The sequence below is a fragment of the Variovorax sp. PEI5 genome (assembly GCF_056679935.1).
Map to the genome: position 1 here is coordinate 351,488 of NZ_JBWXPH010000002.1, position 16,578 is coordinate 368,065.

Annotated in this window: 18 protein-coding genes; 12 read left to right on the top strand and 6 right to left on the bottom strand. The window is 71.2% G+C overall.

Features of this window, described 5'->3' with window-relative positions; genetic code table 11:
* Positions 1 to 62: 62 nt before the first annotated feature.
* A complete protein-coding gene (locus tag AC1MLT_RS18095; protein ID WP_481035471.1) occupies positions 63 to 980 on the bottom strand; it encodes a LysR family transcriptional regulator in 918 nt (305 codons plus the stop codon).
* 159 nt (positions 981 to 1,139) lie between these two features.
* Between AC1MLT_RS18095 and AC1MLT_RS18100 the strand changes: the two genes are divergently transcribed.
* From AC1MLT_RS18100 to AC1MLT_RS18110, 3 genes are all read left to right on the top strand, one after another.
* Positions 1,140 to 1,799, top strand: a complete 660-nt coding sequence (locus tag AC1MLT_RS18100; protein WP_481035472.1) for an aspartate/glutamate racemase family protein — start codon at positions 1,140 to 1,142, stop codon at positions 1,797 to 1,799.
* A 68-nt stretch (positions 1,800 to 1,867) separates the two neighbouring features.
* A complete protein-coding gene (locus AC1MLT_RS18105) occupies positions 1,868 to 3,283 on the top strand; it encodes an FAD-binding oxidoreductase (RefSeq protein WP_481035474.1) in 1,416 nt (471 codons plus the stop codon).
* Between the two features lie 23 nt (positions 3,284 to 3,306).
* Positions 3,307 to 4,092 carry an SDR family oxidoreductase gene (locus AC1MLT_RS18110; RefSeq protein WP_481035475.1) on the top strand — a complete coding sequence of 262 codons (786 nt, stop codon included), beginning with the start codon at positions 3,307 to 3,309 and terminating at the stop codon, positions 4,090 to 4,092.
* Between the two features lie 37 nt (positions 4,093 to 4,129).
* Here AC1MLT_RS18110 and AC1MLT_RS18115 read toward each other — a convergent pair whose 3' ends face one another.
* The 3 genes from AC1MLT_RS18115 to AC1MLT_RS18125 all read right to left on the bottom strand — a co-directional run bounded on the left by AC1MLT_RS18115 (position 4,130) and on the right by AC1MLT_RS18125 (position 6,580).
* On the bottom strand, positions 4,130 to 4,954 hold the full coding sequence (locus AC1MLT_RS18115; protein ID WP_481035476.1) for a MetQ/NlpA family ABC transporter substrate-binding protein: 825 nt from the start codon (positions 4,952 to 4,954) through the stop codon (positions 4,130 to 4,132).
* 86 nt (positions 4,955 to 5,040) lie between these two features.
* Positions 5,041 to 5,703, bottom strand: a complete 663-nt coding sequence (locus AC1MLT_RS18120) for a methionine ABC transporter permease (protein WP_481035477.1) — start codon at positions 5,701 to 5,703, stop codon at positions 5,041 to 5,043.
* Positions 5,696 to 6,580 carry a methionine ABC transporter ATP-binding protein gene (locus tag AC1MLT_RS18125; protein WP_481035478.1) on the bottom strand — a complete coding sequence of 295 codons (885 nt, stop codon included), beginning with the start codon at positions 6,578 to 6,580 and terminating at the stop codon, positions 5,696 to 5,698. The genes AC1MLT_RS18120 and AC1MLT_RS18125 overlap by 8 nt, the downstream gene beginning before the upstream one ends.
* Positions 6,581 to 6,805: 225 nt before the next feature.
* On the opposite strand from AC1MLT_RS18125, the gene AC1MLT_RS18130 reads away from it, so the two are divergent.
* The 7 genes from AC1MLT_RS18130 to AC1MLT_RS18160 all read left to right on the top strand — a co-directional run bounded on the left by AC1MLT_RS18130 (position 6,806) and on the right by AC1MLT_RS18160 (position 13,674).
* Positions 6,806 to 7,960 (top strand): ATP-binding protein, encoded by a 1,155-nt coding sequence (locus tag AC1MLT_RS18130; protein WP_481035480.1) that lies wholly within the window; start codon positions 6,806 to 6,808, stop codon positions 7,958 to 7,960.
* 99 nt (positions 7,961 to 8,059) lie between these two features.
* Entirely contained in the window at positions 8,060 to 8,881 is an 822-nt protein-coding gene (locus AC1MLT_RS18135; RefSeq protein ID WP_481035481.1) for a MetQ/NlpA family ABC transporter substrate-binding protein, read from the top strand.
* 96 nt (positions 8,882 to 8,977) lie between these two features.
* Positions 8,978 to 9,385 carry a RidA family protein gene (locus AC1MLT_RS18140; protein WP_481035483.1) on the top strand — a complete coding sequence of 136 codons (408 nt, stop codon included), beginning with the start codon at positions 8,978 to 8,980 and terminating at the stop codon, positions 9,383 to 9,385.
* An 11-nt stretch (positions 9,386 to 9,396) separates the two neighbouring features.
* Positions 9,397 to 10,440, top strand: a complete 1,044-nt coding sequence (locus AC1MLT_RS18145) for a threonine ammonia-lyase (RefSeq protein ID WP_481035484.1) — start codon at positions 9,397 to 9,399, stop codon at positions 10,438 to 10,440.
* Positions 10,441 to 10,557: 117 nt separating this feature from the next.
* A complete protein-coding gene (locus AC1MLT_RS18150) occupies positions 10,558 to 11,547 on the top strand; it encodes a tripartite tricarboxylate transporter substrate-binding protein (RefSeq protein WP_481035485.1) in 990 nt (329 codons plus the stop codon).
* Between the two features lies 1 nt (position 11,548).
* Positions 11,549 to 12,634 carry a DUF2817 domain-containing protein gene (locus AC1MLT_RS18155; protein WP_481035486.1) on the top strand — a complete coding sequence of 362 codons (1,086 nt, stop codon included), beginning with the start codon at positions 11,549 to 11,551 and terminating at the stop codon, positions 12,632 to 12,634.
* Positions 12,635 to 12,690: 56 nt separating this feature from the next.
* Positions 12,691 to 13,674 (top strand): helix-turn-helix transcriptional regulator, encoded by a 984-nt coding sequence (locus tag AC1MLT_RS18160; RefSeq protein ID WP_481035488.1) that lies wholly within the window; start codon positions 12,691 to 12,693, stop codon positions 13,672 to 13,674.
* Between the two features lie 50 nt (positions 13,675 to 13,724).
* On the opposite strand, the gene AC1MLT_RS18165 is transcribed toward AC1MLT_RS18160, so the two are convergent.
* Complete coding sequence (locus tag AC1MLT_RS18165; RefSeq protein ID WP_481035489.1) at positions 13,725 to 14,306, bottom strand: hypothetical protein; 582 nt, start codon at positions 14,304 to 14,306, stop codon at positions 13,725 to 13,727.
* On the bottom strand, positions 14,303 to 14,518 hold the full coding sequence (locus AC1MLT_RS18170) for a DUF3606 domain-containing protein (RefSeq protein WP_481035490.1): 216 nt from the start codon (positions 14,516 to 14,518) through the stop codon (positions 14,303 to 14,305). The genes AC1MLT_RS18165 and AC1MLT_RS18170 overlap by 4 nt, the downstream gene beginning before the upstream one ends.
* 269 nt (positions 14,519 to 14,787) lie before the next feature.
* Between AC1MLT_RS18170 and AC1MLT_RS18175 the strand changes: the two genes are divergently transcribed.
* Positions 14,788 to 15,564 carry an amino acid ABC transporter ATP-binding protein gene (locus AC1MLT_RS18175; protein ID WP_481035491.1) on the top strand — a complete coding sequence of 259 codons (777 nt, stop codon included), beginning with the start codon at positions 14,788 to 14,790 and terminating at the stop codon, positions 15,562 to 15,564.
* A gap of 22 nt (positions 15,565 to 15,586) precedes the next feature.
* Complete coding sequence (locus tag AC1MLT_RS18180; protein ID WP_481035492.1) at positions 15,587 to 16,540, top strand: aminotransferase class IV; 954 nt, start codon at positions 15,587 to 15,589, stop codon at positions 16,538 to 16,540.
* Positions 16,541 to 16,578: the final 38 nt, after the last annotated feature.

A 16,578-nucleotide genomic window follows, 5' to 3' on the forward strand; every position in this document is an offset into this window, starting at 1 on the left:
CATTATTCCGACGGGCCCCGGCGATGTCGTGTGACAGTTTGAGCACCGTCATTAACACCGTGTTAAGGCTCGGGCGTCGGACTGCGGAAACCCTCGCGCCGCATCACGCCCTGGAGCACCTCGACGAAGCCCTGCGCGAGCTGCGACATCGGTTCGGTGCGCAGGCGCACCAGGGTGGCCTCCAGCACCGGCGCGTTGAGCACCGGACGCACCACGAACTTGCTCTGCGCCCAGCTGCGCGAGGAGAACTCGTCGACCAGCGCGATGCCGGCGCCGGCCTGCACCAGGGCGCAGGCGTTCTGCGGCGAGCCGGCCTCGATGGCGGCGCGCACGGTCTCGCCGCTGGCCTCGAACAGCGCGCCGACCATGGCGCCGAAGGGCGACTCGCGGTCGTACGAGATCAGCGGGAACGGCAGCAGGTCGGCCACCGAGAGCGTGGCGCGCCGCGCCAACGGGTGGTTGTACGGGCAGATGCAGACCAGCCGGCCGCTGCCCAGCGGCTCCATCTCCAGGTTGGGATGGCTCACGGGCAGGATGGTCACGGCCAGGTCGGCCTGCCGGTTGACCAGCCGCTCGACCAGCGGCGCATGGCTCAGGTAGTGGAAGGTCAGCTTGACCTGGGGGTTGGTGTGGCGGTATTCGGCCATCGCCATCGGGATCAGGGCCTGGCCGACGCTGGGGCTGGCGACCAGGTTGAGGATGCCCTCCTGGTGGTCGTGGAGTTCGCGCGCCAGCTCGTTCACGCGCTTGACGCCGGCATACACCAGCTCGACCTCGTGGAACAGCTTCTTGGCCTCCGGCGTGGCGAAGAGCCGACCCCGGATGCGCTCGAACAGCGGGAAGCCGACCCGCGCCTCGGTGTGCGAGAGCAACCGGCTGACCGCCGGCTGCGAGACGAACAGCAGCTGCGAGGCGCCGCGGATGGAGCCGGTGATCATGACCGCGCGGAAGACCTCGATCTGGCGGAGATTGAAGGACATGGTGACGGGCTCCGGGTACGACCGGAGCGGTGAGCAGATAACAAGGTGTTAATGATGAGGCATGAATCGGCAAGTGCCAAAGCGCCTTCGCGCTCCTAGACTGCGAGCCCTCGGCGTCCACCGCCGGAACCCCCGCGAGACCCGACAGGAAGCCCGCCGATGCGCCCCACGCTCTACGTCATCAATCCCAACAGCAGCACGGCCGTCACCGCCGGCATCGATGCCGCCCTGGCGCCATTGCGCCGCGACGACGGCCCGCGCATCGAATGCGTGACCCTGGCCGACGGCCCGCCGGGCGTGCAGACGCAGCACGACGTCGACCGCGCCGCGCTGTCGGTGCGGGCCTTCGCCGAGGCGCACCGCGCCGATGCCGCCGGCTTCGTCACCGCCTGCTTCAGCGATCCGGGCCTGCACATGCTGCGCGAGCTCGGCGGCGTGCCGGCGCTCGGCATCAGCGAGGCCGCCGCATTGACCGCCATGACGCTGGGCCAGCGCTTCGGCGTCGTCGCCATCCTGCAGGGCTCGATCGCGCGGCACTGGCGCGCCTGGGGCGCCATGGGCATCACGCAGCGGGTCGCCGGCGAGGTGGCCATCGGCCGCACGGTGAGCGAGCTGGCCGATGCCGAGGCCACGCTCGCCGCCATGGTCGAGGCCGGGCGGCGCCTGCGCGACGCGCATGGCGCCGACGTGCTGGTGATGGGCTGCGCCGGCATGGCCGCCTTTCGCGCCCCGCTGCAGGAGGCCACCGGGCTGCCGGTGGTCGAGCCGACGCAGGCCGCCGTCTCCATGATCCTCGGCCGCATCCGGCTGGGCTGGTGAGCCCGGCGGACGCGTCGACCGGATCGACACCAAGCGAACCCAGCGAACGAAGCGAACGAACACGAGCCATGAGCAACCTGCACCCCGAACTCCTCCAGCGCCTGCATGCCGCCGTCGGCGACGCCGGCCTCGTCACCGACGACGAGGCCAAGGCGCCCTACGAGACCGACTGGCTGAAGAAATGGACCGGCCGCAGCAGCGTCGTCGTGCGCCCGGCCGACACCGCGCAGACCGCCGCCGTGATGCGCATCTGCCACGAGACCCTGACCCCGGTCGTCACGCAGGGCGGCAACACCGGCATGAGCGGCGGCGCCACGCCCGATGGCAGCGGCGCGCAGGTGATCCTGAGCACGGTGCGCATGAACGCCATCCGGGCGGTCGATCCGCTCAACAACACCCTGACCTGCGAAGCCGGCGTGCTGCTGGCCCACATCCAGGCGGCGGCGCAGGCGGCCGACCGCTTCTTCCCGCTCAGCCTGGGCGCCGAGGGCAGCTGCACCATCGGCGGCAACCTGGCGACCAACGCCGGCGGCATCGCCGTGCTGCGCTATGGCAACACCCGCGAGCTGGCACTGGGCCTGGAGGTGGTGCTGCCCGACGGCCGCGTCTGGAACGGCCTGCGCGCCCTGCGCAAGGACAACACCGGCTACGACCTGCGCGACCTGTTCATCGGCTCCGAGGGCACGCTGGGCATCATCACCGCCGCCGTGCTCAAGCTGCATCCGCGCCCGGTGGCGCGCGCCACCGCCTGGGTCGGCGCGCGCGACATCGACGCCCTGGTGCGCCTGCTGGCGCAGCTGCGCGCGGCCTGCGGCGAGCGCCTGGTGGCCTTCGAGATGATGTCGGCCGAGGCCCTGGCGCTGATCCTGGAACACGTGGCCGACGTGCGCGCGCCGCTGGCCGGCGAGCATGCCTTCCATGGCCTGATCGAACTCGCCGACACCCAGGGCGAGGGCCTGGCCGACCTGCTGGAGGCCGGGCTGGGCGAGGCGCTGGAGGGCGACACGGTGCAGGACGTGGCGGTGAGCGTGAACGGCGCCCAGACGCAGTCGTTCTGGCGGATCCGCGAGGGCATCTCGCAGGCCCAGGTGCGCGCGGGCAAGACCGTGAAGCACGACATCGCGCTGCCGATCTCGGCCATCGCCGCCTTCGCCCACGCCGCCGATGCCGCGCTGCGCGACGCCCAGGGCGATGTGCGCATCATCAATTTCGGCCACCTGGGCGATGGCAACCTGCACTACAACGTGCTGCTGCCCAAGGACACCGCGCCCGACGCGGTGGCCGCCACCACGGCGCGCTTCAACCGCATCGTCCACGACCTCGTCGCCGCCGCGAACGGCAGCATCAGCGCCGAGCACGGGGTCGGCCAGCTGCGGCGCGACGAACTGCGGCACTACAAGTCGGAGGTCGAGTTCGATCTGATGATGCGCATCAAGCAGTCGCTCGACCCCAACCAGATCATGAATCCGGGCAAGCTCGTTTAACCCACAGGAAGGACACACACACCATGGATCTGGGACTCACCGGGCGCACCGCGCTGGTACTGGGCGCCGGCGGCGGCCTCGGCGGCGCCATCGCGCGCACATTGGCACGCGAGGGCGCGCGGGTCGCGCTGGCCGACATCGACGGCGCGGCGGCCGAACGCGTGGCCGCCGAGATCGGCGCGGCCGGTGGCCGGGCCCTGGCGCTGACCTGGGACCTGGCCGACCTCGATGCGATCGACGCCCACGTCGCGCACGTCGAGCGCGAGCTCGGAGCCATCGACGTGCTGGTCAACAACACCGGCGGACCGCCACCGACGCCGGTCTCCGGCCAGAGCGCCGAGCTGTGGAACAAGCACTTCCAGGCCATGGTGCTGTCGGTGGTCGCCATCACCGACCGCGTGCTGCCGGGCATGCGCGAGCGCCACTTCGGCCGCATCGTCACCAGCACCTCGTCGGGCGTGGTGGCGCCGATCCCCAACCTGGGCCTGTCCAACGCCCTGCGCCTGTCGCTGGTGGGCTGGTCCAAGACACTGGCGCGCGAGGTCGGCCGCGACGGCATCACCTGCAACGTGGTGCTGCCGGGCCGCGTGGCGACCGGCCGCATCCGGTTCCTCGACGAGCAGAAGGCGCAGCGCGAGGGTCGTCCGGTGGCCGACGTGACGGCCGAGAGCACCGCCAGCATCCCGGTCGGGCGCTATGGCGATCCGCAGGAGTACGCCGACGTGGTGGCCTTCCTGGCCAGCCGCAACGCCGCCTACGTGACCGGCTCGGTCGTGCGGGTGGACGGCGGGCTGCTGGCCAACATCTGAGCGGCCCGGGGGCGGCCCGGGCCCGGCCGGGCCCGACTCAGCGCAGGAAGGCCGGCTTGGCGTAGCCCGGGAACCGGCTGTCCACCACGGCCCGGAACTCGGGCGAGCGATAGGCCTCGGCGATGTCCTTCGCCCACGGCGCGTCCTGGTCGGCGCGCTTCACGGCCACCACGTTCAGGTAGTGGTCGGGCGTCTTCTCCAGCACCACCGCCTCGGTCAGCTTGAGGCCCGAGGACATCGCGAAGTTGCCATTGATGATGGCGTACTCGGTGTCGCCCAGCGAGCGCGGCAGCTGCGCCGCCTCCAGCGGGATGAACTTCAGCTTGCGCGGGTTCTGCTCGACGTCCTTCTCCGAGACGCGGATCGGATCGGTGCCGGCCTTGAGCGTGATGAGCTGGTTCTGCTGCAGCAGCAGCAGGGCGCGCGCCAGGTTGCTGGGGTCGTTGGGCAGGGTGAAGCGATCGCCCTCCTTCGCTTCGGCCAGGGTCTTGCGCTTGGTCGAGTAGACGCCCATCGGCGCGATCGGACCCTGCACCAGCTCGACGAGGTCGAGCTTCTGGTCGGCCGCGAACTTGGTCAGGTAGACGCGATGCTGGAAGAAGTTGGCGTCGAGCGAACCCTGCGCCAGCGCCAGGTTGGGCTGCACGTAGTCGTTGAACTCGACCAGCTTCACCTTGTAGCCCTTCTTCTCCAGGATCGGCACGATGCCCCACTTGAGCTGGTCGAAATTGGAGCCGGCGGTGCCGCCGATGACCAGGTCCTTCCTGGGCGCCTGCGCGGCGGCATGCATCGGCAGGGTGCCGAGGGCGAGGGTGGCGATCGACAAGGCGAGGAGGGAACGGCGCAGGGACGAGGTTTTCATGAGCGGGAACCGGAACGGGACGGAAGCGGAGGAAGGAGGAATGGAAAGAGGAAGGATGCGGTGCGGCGGGACGGCTCGGCGCTTGCTCAGCGCTTGTCGAGCCGGCGCGCCATCGTGTTGCCCACCAGCTGGATCAGCTGCACCAGCACCACCAGCACGGCCACGGTCAGCACCATGACATCGGTCTGGAAGCGGTAGTAGCCATAGCGGATGGCGAGGTCGCCGATGCCGCCGCCGCCCACCACCCCGGCGATGGCCGAGTACGACAGGAAGCTCACCGCGAGCACCGTGAACGCCAGCACCAGCCCCGAGCGGGCCTCAACGATCAGCACGCGCCAGATGATCTGCAGCTCGCTCGCGCCCATCGCGTGCGCGGCCTCGATGACGCCGCGCGGCACCTCGCGCAGGCACTGGTCGACCAGCCGCGCCAAGTAGGGAATGGCCGCCACCGACAACGGCACCGACGCGGCCAGCGGGCCGATCGAGGTGCCCGCCACGATGCGCGTGAAGGGCACCAGCGCGACCAGCAGGATGATGAAGGGGAACGAGCGCACGGTGTTCACGAGCCAGTTCAGGATCAGGAACGCCGGGCGGTTGGCCAGCGACTGGCCGGGCCCGAGCAGGAACAGCAGGATGCCCAGCGGGCCGCCGATCAGCAATGCGGCACTCAGGCCGATGGCCAGCATCATGAAGGTCTGGCCGATGGCCACGCCGAGTTCCGGCAGGATGGCGACGATGTTCTCAGGCATGGACCGCTCCCCGCACGTCGAGGTGGCGCACGTCGATGGCATCGCGGGATCCCTCCGCCAGGGCCTCGCGCGCATCGCGCTCGCGCCGGCGCACCAGGGCGTCGATCTCGCGGCCGAGCACGGTCCGCCGGTCGGCGGCCGGCGCATCGACGGCGAACTGCTCGATCAGCTCGCCGCCTTCCAGGATCGCCACGTGGCGGCACAGCGCCTCCACCACCGACAGCTCGTGCGTGACGATGACGATGGTCACGCCCACCGTGCGATGGATGTCGCGCAGGGTCTGCAGCAGCTCGCGCGTGGTCTCGCTGTCGAGCGCGGAGGTCGGCTCGTCGCACAGCAGCACCGCCGGCCGGGGCGCCAGGGCGCGGGCGATCGCCACGCGCTGCTTCTGGCCGCCGGACAGGCGGGCCGGATAGGCGCCCGCCTTGTCCTCCAGCCCGACCAGGCGCAGGCATTCGCGCACCCGCTCGGCGATCTCGGCGCGCGAGTGGCGGCCGTGGATCTTCAGCGGGAAGGCCACGTTGTCGGCCACGGTGGCGTTCTGGATCAGGTTGAACTGCTGGAAGATCATGCCCAGCGTCTGGCGCGTCTCGCGCAGCTCGCGCCGCGACAGGGTCATCAGGTCGCGCCCGCCGACGATGACCTGGCCGGCATCCGGGCGCTCCAGCAGGTTGATCAGGCGCAGCAGGGTCGACTTGCCCGCGCCGCTCTTGCCGATCAGGCCGAAGATGTCGCCGGCGGCGATGTCCAGGGACAGCGAGCGCACGGCGTCGAAGGTGCTGCCGTCGGGCAGCGCGAAGGACTTGCGCACGTCGCGCAGGCGGATCACGGGCGCGGCATCGCCGGTCGTGGGGGAGGGGGAAGGTACGGCGGTCATGGAAGCGGACGGGCGGCGGGCCGTGGCCGGCAAAGCCTGCGAGTATGCGAAAAAATCGGCGCCGGGCGAACGATGGATGCGCTACGTCCTTATGCCCGGCATGAATAAGGAGCGGCCCGGCAAGGCTCCAGAAGTGCGAGAAATAATCAACTATAGTCGACTATAGTCCGCTATAGAGCCCCGTCCGCGAGCGTGGCCGGCGCGCTCGACCACGAGATACACACGATGTCGACGAAGTTCTTTGCACGGCCGGATCTCGCCCGGCGCATGGTGGCGGCCCTCATGAGCCAGGCCGTAGGCTCGGCGGCATCCTCGGGCTTGTTCCTGTCGGCACCGCGGCGCACCGGCAAGTCGACCTTCGTGCGCGAGGATCTTCGCCCCGCCCTCCAGGCCACCGGCGCCACCGTGATGTACGTCGACCTCTGGGCCAACCGCAAGGCCGACCCCGGCGCGGTCATCGTCGAGGCCGTGCGTACCGAACTCGCCCGGCATGAAGGCCTGGTGAAGCGCCTGGCCAAGTCCGCGGGAATGGACAAGGTGAGCGTGGGTGGCCTGTCCTTTTCCCTCGACCGTGTCGGCCTCGGCCAGCAGATCTCCCTGAGCGCGGCGCTGGCCGCCCTGTCCGACGAGACCGGCACGATGACCGTGCTGCTGATCGACGAGGCGCAGCACGCCATCACCACCGACAACGGCTACGACGCCCTGTTCGCCCTCAAGGCGGCGCGCGACGAGCTCAACAGCTCCCGCCACCACGGACTGCGCATCGTCGCCACCGGCTCGAACCGCGACAAGCTGGCGATGCTGCGCAACAGCCGCGACCAGGCCTTCTTCGGCGCGCCGCTGGTGGAGTTCCCCCGGCTCGGCCCCGACTACATCGAGTGGTTCTGCCGGGGCGTCGACCTGCCGGCGCCGCTCGCGCCGGAGCGCGTGATGCAGCTCTTCGAGGAAGCCAACCATCGACCCGAAATCCTCGGCGCCGCCGCCGACGCGCTGCGTCTGGACTTCGAGTTGACCGCGCAGGGCACTCCCATGGCCTTCGAGGAGGCGGTCCGCGCGCAGATCCGCGAGGCCGATGCGCAGACGCTGCGCATCATCCAGTCGCTGACGCCGCTGCAGTCGGCCGTGCTGCGGGTGCTGGCGGCGCAGGGCGCCGACTACGCGCCCTTCGATGCCCGGACCATGGAGAGCTATCGACGCGTCCTGCGCGACATCGCGCCCGACGAGGAAGTCCGTCCCGAGACCTCGAATGTCCAGCAGACCCTGGCCGCGCTGCAGGACAAGGCGCTGATCTGGAAGGAGAAACGCGGCGTCTATGCATTGGAGGAAGCCGCCACCGCCCACGTGATGCGGCGCGCGGGCCTGCTCGAGGCGCCGGCATGAGCTTCTGACCAACGTGTCGTTGGATCGCGGTGCCCGAGCGGCTACAGTCGCACCCCTTTTCCCAATGATCCAGCGATCCACGTGATCCGACCCGCCACCATGCCGATTCCCGCTCCCCGCCGCGCCGCCCTGCTCGCCGCGCTCTCCCTGGCCTCCGCCGCCCTGTTCGCCCCCGCCCTCGCGCAGGCCCAGGACAAGAAGACCGTCAAGGTCGGCATCGTCGTCGGCAGCCAGGAGGAGATCTTCAAGGTCGTCAAGCAGGTCGCGGCGCGCGACGGCCTGACGCTCGACATCACCGTCTTCAACGACTACCAGCTGCCCAACGCGGCCGTGGCCGCCGGCGACCTGGATGCCAACGCCTTCCAGCACCAGCCCTTCCTGGACAACCAGAACAAGGCGCGCGGCTTCGACGTCGTGTCCGCCGGCCTGACCTTCACCGCGCCGATGGGCTACTACTCGCGCAAGCTCAAGTCGATCGCCGACCTGCCCGACGGCGCCACCGTCGGCGTGCAGAACGATCCCTCCAACGGCAACCGCGCGCTGCTGCTGCTGCAGGACGCCAAGCTGGTCACGCTCAAGCCCGAGGCGGTGAAGAACAACACCGCGACGCCGCTGGACGTGGTGGCCAATCCGAAGAAGCTCAAGCTGGTGCCGCTCGACGCCGCCCAGCTGCCGCGCTCGCTCGACGACCTGACGATCGCCGCCATCAACAACGACTTCGCCGAGAAGGCCGGCCTCTCGCTGGCCAAGGATGCCGTGATCAAGGAATCGCCCAAGGGCCCCTACGCCAACATCATCGCCGTGCGCCGCGCCGACAAGGACAAGCCCTGGGTCGCTCGGCTGGTGAAGGCCTACCAGTCGCCCGAGGTCCGGAATTTCATCGAGACCAAGTTCAAGGGCGCGCTGGTACCGGCGTTCTGAGGCCGCGCCGGAACCGCGCGCGGTCGCGCCGGTTCCGCAAAGGTTTTTGACCGGCGCGCAAAGGACGCGCCGGCGCGGCGCTCCTAGACTGGCCGCATGCCGCCCGTCCCGACCGCTTCCGCCGCTCCCGCCGCTCCCGCCGCCCCGTTCTTCTCGCCATCGCGCCAAGAGGGCGAACTCGTCTTCGTCAGCGGCCAGATGGCCTTCGACGCCGATGGCCGCATCGCTGGCGACGACGTCGACCACCAGACCGGCCATTGCCTGGCGCGCATCGACGCCATCCTGCGGGCCCGGGGCCTGGGACTGGCCGATGTCGTCAAGGCCACCGTGTGGCTGACGCGGGTCGACGACTTCGCGGCCTTCAACCGCAGCTATGCCGCCACGTTCTCCGCCCTGGCCTGCCCGGCCCCGGCGCGCTCGACCGTGCGGGCCGACCTGATGGTGCCCGGCGCCCTGGTCGAGATCGAAGCCATCGCCCGCTGCCATCGCAGCATCTCCTCCTGAGATCCGCCGCCATGAACCCGAACTCCTCCTCCCCGGCCACCACCGGCACCGGCACCGATGCCGACCTGCCCGACCTCGACATCGAGGCCATCCGCGAGACCGCGCACGCGCTGGCGCCGGCCTTGCTGCGCACGCCCACCGCGCCGCTGCACGGCCCCACGATCGAGCGGCTGCTCGGCCACGCCGATGTCCGCCTGAAGCTGGAACTGTTCCAGCGCACCGGCACTTTCAAGGCGCGCGGTGCGCTCAACGTGGTGCGCGGATTGACGCCCGAGCAGAAGGCGCGCGGCATCACGGCCATGAGCGCCGGCAACCACGCCGTGGCGGCGGCCTTCGTGGCGCGCGAGGCCGGGGTCTCGGCGCGCATCGTGGTCCAGGCCTCGGCCAACCCGGCGCGCGTGGCGATGGCCCGGGCCTATGGCGCCGAATTGCTGATCGCGCCCGATGGCGCCAGCGGCTTCGCCATGGCCGAGGCGCTGGTGCGCGACGAGGGCCGCACCTTCATCCATCCGTTCGAGGGCATCGCCACCTCGCTGGGCACCGCCACCGTGGGCCTGGAGTTCGCCGCGCAGGAGCCCGGCCTGGACGTCGTGCTGGTGGCCGTGGGCGGCGGCGGACTGGGCGGTGGCGTGGCGGCGGCGCTGCGCAAGCTGCTGCCGGCCTGCCGCGTCATCGGCATCGAGCCCGAGGGCGCCGATGTCATGCGGCGCAGCTTCGAGGCCGGCTCGCCGCAGCGCATGCAGCAGCTCTCCACCATCGCCGACAGCCTGGCGCCGCCGATGACCACGCCGACCGCCTATGGCCTGTGCCGGCGCCACATGGAGCGCATCGTCACGGTCGACGACGACGCCATCTGCCGCGCCATGGCGGTGCTGTTCCGCGATGCCAAGCTGGCGGTGGAGCCGGCCGGCGCGGCGGCGCTGGCGGCCCTGCTCGGTCCGTTGCGCGACGAATTGCGGGGCCTGCGCACCGGGCTGGTGGTCTGCGGCGCGAACCTCGACGCCGAGACCTACATGCGCCAGCTGGCGCGCGGCGAGGCCCTGCTGGCCGGCTGACCCCGCCACCCGGCAGGCGCCGGGGCCGGCATCCCTCTGCTCGTCTTCCCGCTCGCGGGCGCCGTGGCGCGCCCGCCGCGATCGGCTTTCCTGTCCCGCAACCCCGGAGTGCATTCGATGAAGCGACGCGCCTTTCTCCCCCTGCTGCCGGCCGGCCTGCTGTCCGCCGCCGCCCTGCCCCGCCTGGCCGCGGCCCAGCCGGCCGCGCCGGCGTCGGCCCGCACGATCCGGCTGGTGGTGGGCTATCCGGCCGGCGGCACCGCCGATGCCGTGGCCCGCATCTATGCCGAGGAGCTGCAGAAGCGCCTGGGCGCCACCGTGGTGGTCGACAACCGCCCCGGCGCCGGCGGCCAGATCGCGGCCGAGCAGTTCCGCGCGCTGCCGCCCGATGGCAGCGCGCTGCTGCTGGGCAACAGCCACATGTTCTCGACCCTGCCGCTGACCTCGCGCTCGGTCAAGTACGACCCGGTCAAGGACTTCGCGCCGGTGGCGCGGCTGGCCACCTTCGAGGTCGCGCTCGCGGTCGGCGCGGCGCAGCCGGTGCGCACGCTCCAGGAGTACCTGGCGCTGGCCCGCGCCAATCCGGACGCGCGCAGCTTCGGCATCCCGGCGGCCGGCAGCTCGCCGCATTTCGTCGGCTACGTGATGGGCCGCAAGGAGGGCATCGAGCTGATGCCGGTGCCCTACAAGGGTGGCGCGCCCCTGCTGGCCGACCTGATGGGCAACCAGATCCCGGCGGCGATCGACGCGCTCGGCGGCTTCCTGGGTGCGCAGCGCGCCGGCCGCATCCGCGTGCTGGCGGTCACCGGCCCGAGCCGCGTGGCGAGCATGCCGGACGTGCCGACCTTCGGCGAGCAGGGCTTCACCGCGCTCGGGAGTTCGAGCTGGGTCGGCCTGTTCGCGCCGCCGGGCACCTCGGCGGCGCTGATCGAGCGCATCGGCGCCGGCGTGAGCGAGGCCGCAGCCCTGCCCGCGACCCGCACCAACCTGCTGGCGGTGGGCTTCGAACCGGCGCCCGGCGGACCGCAGGCGCTGCGCGACGCGGTGCGCGACGAACTCGCCCTGTGGCGTCCCATCATCCGGGAATCCGGCTTCCAGATCGACTGAGATGATCGCCACCGACACCCTGTTCTGCGCCGACTACGCCACCGCGCGCGCCAAGTTCCTGGCCACCTGCACGCTGCGCGGCCTCGCGCCCGAGACCCATCTCCATCCGCTCGCGGGCGCCCAGGGGGAGGTGCTGGCGACCGACGTGGTGCGCATCGGCCCGCCCGACGCCCGGCGCGTGCTGGTGCTGACCTCGGGCATCCACGGCGTCGAGCTGTTCGCCGGCGCCGGCTGCCAGCTCGACTGGCTGCTGCGCCAGGACCCGCGCGCCCTGCCCGCCGACACCGCCGTGGTCGTGGTGCACGCCATCAATCCGTGGGGCGCCTCCTGGCTGCGCCGCTACACCGAGGACAACGTCGACCTGTGCCGCAACTTCGTCGACCACGCGCGCGCGCCCGACTCGGGCAAGTACGCGCCGCTGCGCGACACCATCGAGCTCGACCCCGACGACGCCGGCCGCGTGAGCGCCGCCGACGAGACGCTGGCGGCGTATGCCCGCACGCAGGGCGACGAGGCGCTCTACAACGCGTTGATGGCCGGGCAGTACGCCTTCCCGCTCGGCATGGGCTTCGGCGGCCAGGCGCCGACCTGGTCGCGCCGGACCATCGAGGACGTGCTGCGGCGCCACTGCGCGGCGGCCACCGAGGTCTGCCTGGTCGACTACCACACCGGCCTGGGCCCCTATGGCTACGGCACGCTGGTGGCGCTGCAGCGCGGCGCCGACCTGGCGCGCATGCGCGCGGCCTTCGGCGCCTGGGTCGTCGCCGTGCACGAGACCGACGCGCCGGAGGACTTCGCGCCGGTCACCGGCCACAGCACGCCGGGCTACGAGCAGGCCCTGCCGCACGCGTGCGTCACGGCGGCGGTGCTGGAGTTCGGCACCGGCCGGCCCCGGCGCATGCTGGAACTGCTGGTGCGCGACCAGCGCGAGTGGGCGGCCGGCCAGGGCCGCGACACGCTGTCGCCGACCCGGCGCGAGCTGCTCGCGTTCTTCCATCCCGGCGAGCCGACCTGGCAGCGCAGCCTGGTCGACCAGTCGACCCAGGTCATCGAGCAGGCCCTGCGTCACCTGGCGCGCAGCGGCTGAAGCGCTCACGTCTTATGCTCGGACTCCCGTTCTCCACCCGGAACCCGAGCCCGCGCATGGACACGCCGTTCAGCCTGCCTTCCACCTACCGACTCGCCGCCTCGCGCAACTGGGGCCGCACCCAGGGCATCACCGTGACGCCGACCGGCGCGGCCGAGGGCCGGCGCGAGTTCCTGTGCTTCCAGCCCGGCTTCTATCTCTCGCTCGGCCACGTGACGCACCATGGCGCCGGCCGGGAGATCTATGGCGGCGGCGACTTCATCAAGCTGCACTTCCGGCTCGAGGGCGAGAGCCATGTCGGCCAGCATGGCGCGCTGGCGGCGCAGGTGGTCGGCGGCATGAGCGTGAGCACGCTGCTGCAGCCGCCGGGCGCGGCCAAGGAGGAGATCTTCGCCAGCCCGGTGCGGGAGCGCTCCGTCACGCTGTGCTGCTCGCGCGCCTTCCTGGCCGAGCGGCTGGGCCCGGTACAGGACGATGGCTCGCTCGGCGGCCCCTTCGCCGCCTTCATGCGGGCGCCGCCCCGGCGCTTCGAGCTCAGCCGGTTCCCGCTCGATGCGGCGCAGCACGCCATCGCCACGGCGCTTCTCGACGACAGCGGGCCGGACGATGCCTTCCGCGCGCTCTATGCCGAGGCCAAGGCCTTCGAGCTGCTGCACGGTTTCCTGGCGGGCCGGCACGAGACCGCGATCGGCGCCACGCGCGCCGACGTCCTGCGCGAGCGCCTGGCGCCCGTGCGGCACTACATCGACGCCCACCTGGGCGATCCGCTGGAGATGCGCGACCTGGCGCGGCGCTTCGGTGCCAGCCCCAGCCGCCTGGCGCGCGGCTTCCGCCAGGTCTTTGGCCAGCCGATCTTCGAGTACGTCGCGGAGGCCCGGCTGGCGCGGGCGCGTCTGCTGCTGGCGCAGGGCCGTCTGAGCGTGACGCAGATCGCGCTGGACGTGGGGTATGCGCACGCGGCCAACTTCAGCACCGCCTTCAAGCGCCGCTTCGGCATGTCGCCGAGCGCGGCTGGCAGGGAAGCCGCGCGGCCGCACTGAGCCCCGATCGCGCGCTGGCGCCGGGCACGCGCAAGTACCTCGGCAACCCTCTAGTTGTCGCTGGCGTCGTCCTGCGGCGCGGCGCGCGGCGTCCAGCCCAGGCGCTTCTCGATGCCCTGGCGATACGCCGTCGCCAGCGAGGGCGGGATCTGGCGGATGTAGTCCTCGGCGTGTTCGCGAGTCTCGCCCTCGAGCTGGTCGAGGTAGCGGATCGCCTCGTCCAGGCTGGGCACGCGTCCCTCGATGTCCAGGTGCCTCGGCGGCAGTGCGGTCCAGACCACGGCATCGATGCATGGCTGGCGCTCCAGCCAGCGCGCGATCTCGCTCGCGCAGGGATGGGCGTCGTCGGCGACGGCCGGCAGGCTGCCGACCCATTCGGGATGCTTGGGGTCGATCGCCTCGCGCAGGCGCAGCGACTCGCGGGCGACGGCCAGGTCCTCGTCCTGCAGCAGCGCCCACCAGGTCTTCTGCGGCGCGGCGCCTTCCAGCACCACGGTCGACAGCTCGCCCTTGTCGCCGACGCGCGCCAGCTCGATCGGCAGCACCGGGCCGTCGTCCTTCCAGCCCGATGCCAGGCGCAGCGGACCGGTCTTCCAGAGCAGTGAGCCCCAGGCCAGGCAGGCGATCCTCATCGCAGGTCGTCCTGCTTGACCTGGGCGCCACCGGACTTCAGGTGGCGCTCGACGTCGGCCACGCGATCGCCCACCGCCGTGACGGCGTCGATGAGCTCGCCCTCGCTGACGTGGAGCTTCTCGGCCCACTCGGTGACGGAGGCGCTGGTGTGGGGATCGATGCGATGGGCGGGATCGATGATGGTGCCGGGGGCGGAGTCGAGATCGGACATGGGCGGCTCGGAGGACATCGTGGAAGTCGTTGAAGTGGTGGGGGTGGCGGGGGTGGCGGAGTCGTTGGCTTGCATGCGCCCACGCTAGTGGCTGCGGCGCGGCGGGCCTGTAGGTGCGGGGCGATGCGCGGGCTCGTCCGGATGGCTGTGGCGCGGCGCACGACGACGGCCCCGATGCGTCCAGGCCCGCGTCGCCGGATCGCGCCGGATCGCCATCGCGTATTTGCTGATTGTCGATTGTTCGACAATCGATATGATCCGGTCAGCCCATGACCTCTCCCATCCTCCAGATCCAGGCCCTGCAGAAGCGATTCGGCGACCACGCCGTGCTGCATGGCATCGACCTCGACGTCCAGCCCGGCGACCGCATCGCCATCATCGGATCGAGCGGCTCGGGCAAGAGCACCCTGCTGCGCTGCCTGAACTTCATGGAGATGCCCTCGGCCGGCCGCGTGGTGCTCAAGGGCCGCGCCATCGGCACCGGGCCCGGCGCCGATGGCGCCATGCGCTATGGCCAGGCCGAGCTGAGCGAGGTGCGCCGGCAGGTCGGCATGGTGTTCCAGCAGTTCAACCTGTTCCCGCACATGACGGTGCTGCAGAACGTCATGGAGGGCCTGGTCACGGTCAAGCGCCTGCCGGCCGCCGAGGCCCGCGAACGCGCGGCCCGCGAGCTGGCCAAGGTCGGCCTGGCCGAGAAGGCCGATGCCTATCCCGGCCACCTCTCCGGCGGCCAGCAGCAGCGCGTGGCCATCGCGCGGGCCCTGGCGATGGAGCCGGAGGTGCTGCTGTTCGACGAACCGACGTCCTCGCTCGACCCCGAGCTGGTGGGCGAGGTGCTCTCGACCATCCTGGCGCTGGCCGACGAGGGCCGCACCATGCTGCTGGTGACCCACGAGCTGGGCTTCGCCTATCACTTCGCCACCAAGGTGGTGTTCCTCGCCGATGGCCGGCTGCACGAGACCGGCACGCCCGACGAGGTGCTCAAGCATCCGAGGCAGGAGCGCACGAAGCGCTTCCTCGAACGCTTCACGGCCTTCAATTTCTGACCCATCCGGACCCCGACGCCCCATGCCCGCCGACAGCACCCTCTCCAAGACCAGCTCCCAGGCCTACGCGCCGGACGACCGCAACGAGGCGGTGCTCGTCCACGTCAACGGCGCCTTCGTGCCACGCCACCAGGCCACCGTGTCGGTGTTCGACGCCGGCTACGTGTGCGGCGACGGCGTGTGGGAAGGCGTGCGGCTGGTCGACGGCCGCATCGTCTCCTTCGACGCCCACATCGACCGCCTGTGGGAGGGCGCGCGCTCGATCTCGCTGGACATCGGCCTGAGCAAGGACGGGATCAAGCGGGTCGTCGTCGACACCTTCCTGCGCAACGGCATGCGCGATGGCGCCCACGCCCGGCTGATGGTGACGCGCGGCGTCAAGAAGACGCCCAACCAGGACCCGCGCTTCATCATCGGCGGCGCCACCATCGTCTGCGTGGCCGAGCACAAGGTCGTCACGCCCGAGGCCAAGCAGAACGGCCTGAAGCTCTTCACCTCCACCTACCGCTGCAGCGGGCCCGACGTGTTCGACCTGCGGCTGAACTCGCACAGCCGCCTGAACCTGATCCAGGCATTGATCCAGGCGATCCAGGCCGGCGCCGACGAGGCCCTGATGCTCGATCCGCAGGGCTTCGTCTCCAGCTGCAATTCGACCAATTTCTTCATCGTGCGCGGCGGTGCGCTGTGGACCTCGTCGGGCCGCTACTGCTTCAACGGCATCACGCGCGCCACCATCGCGCGGCTGGCGCGCGAGGCCGGCATCCCGGTGTTCGAGGGCGACTTCACGCTGGCCGAGGTGTATGCCGCCGACGAGGCCTTCGTCACCGGCACGCTGGCCGGCATCACGCCGGTGCAGTCGGTCGACGGCCGCGCCCTGGTGCCGGGCGGCGCGGTCACGCGACGGCTCGACGCGCTCTATCGCGCCTACCTCGCCAGCCCGGATGCCGGCCACGCCGCATTGCCGGCGAGCATCTGATCCCCGTCTGTCCATCCTCCCTCCGTCCCACCCGCCAA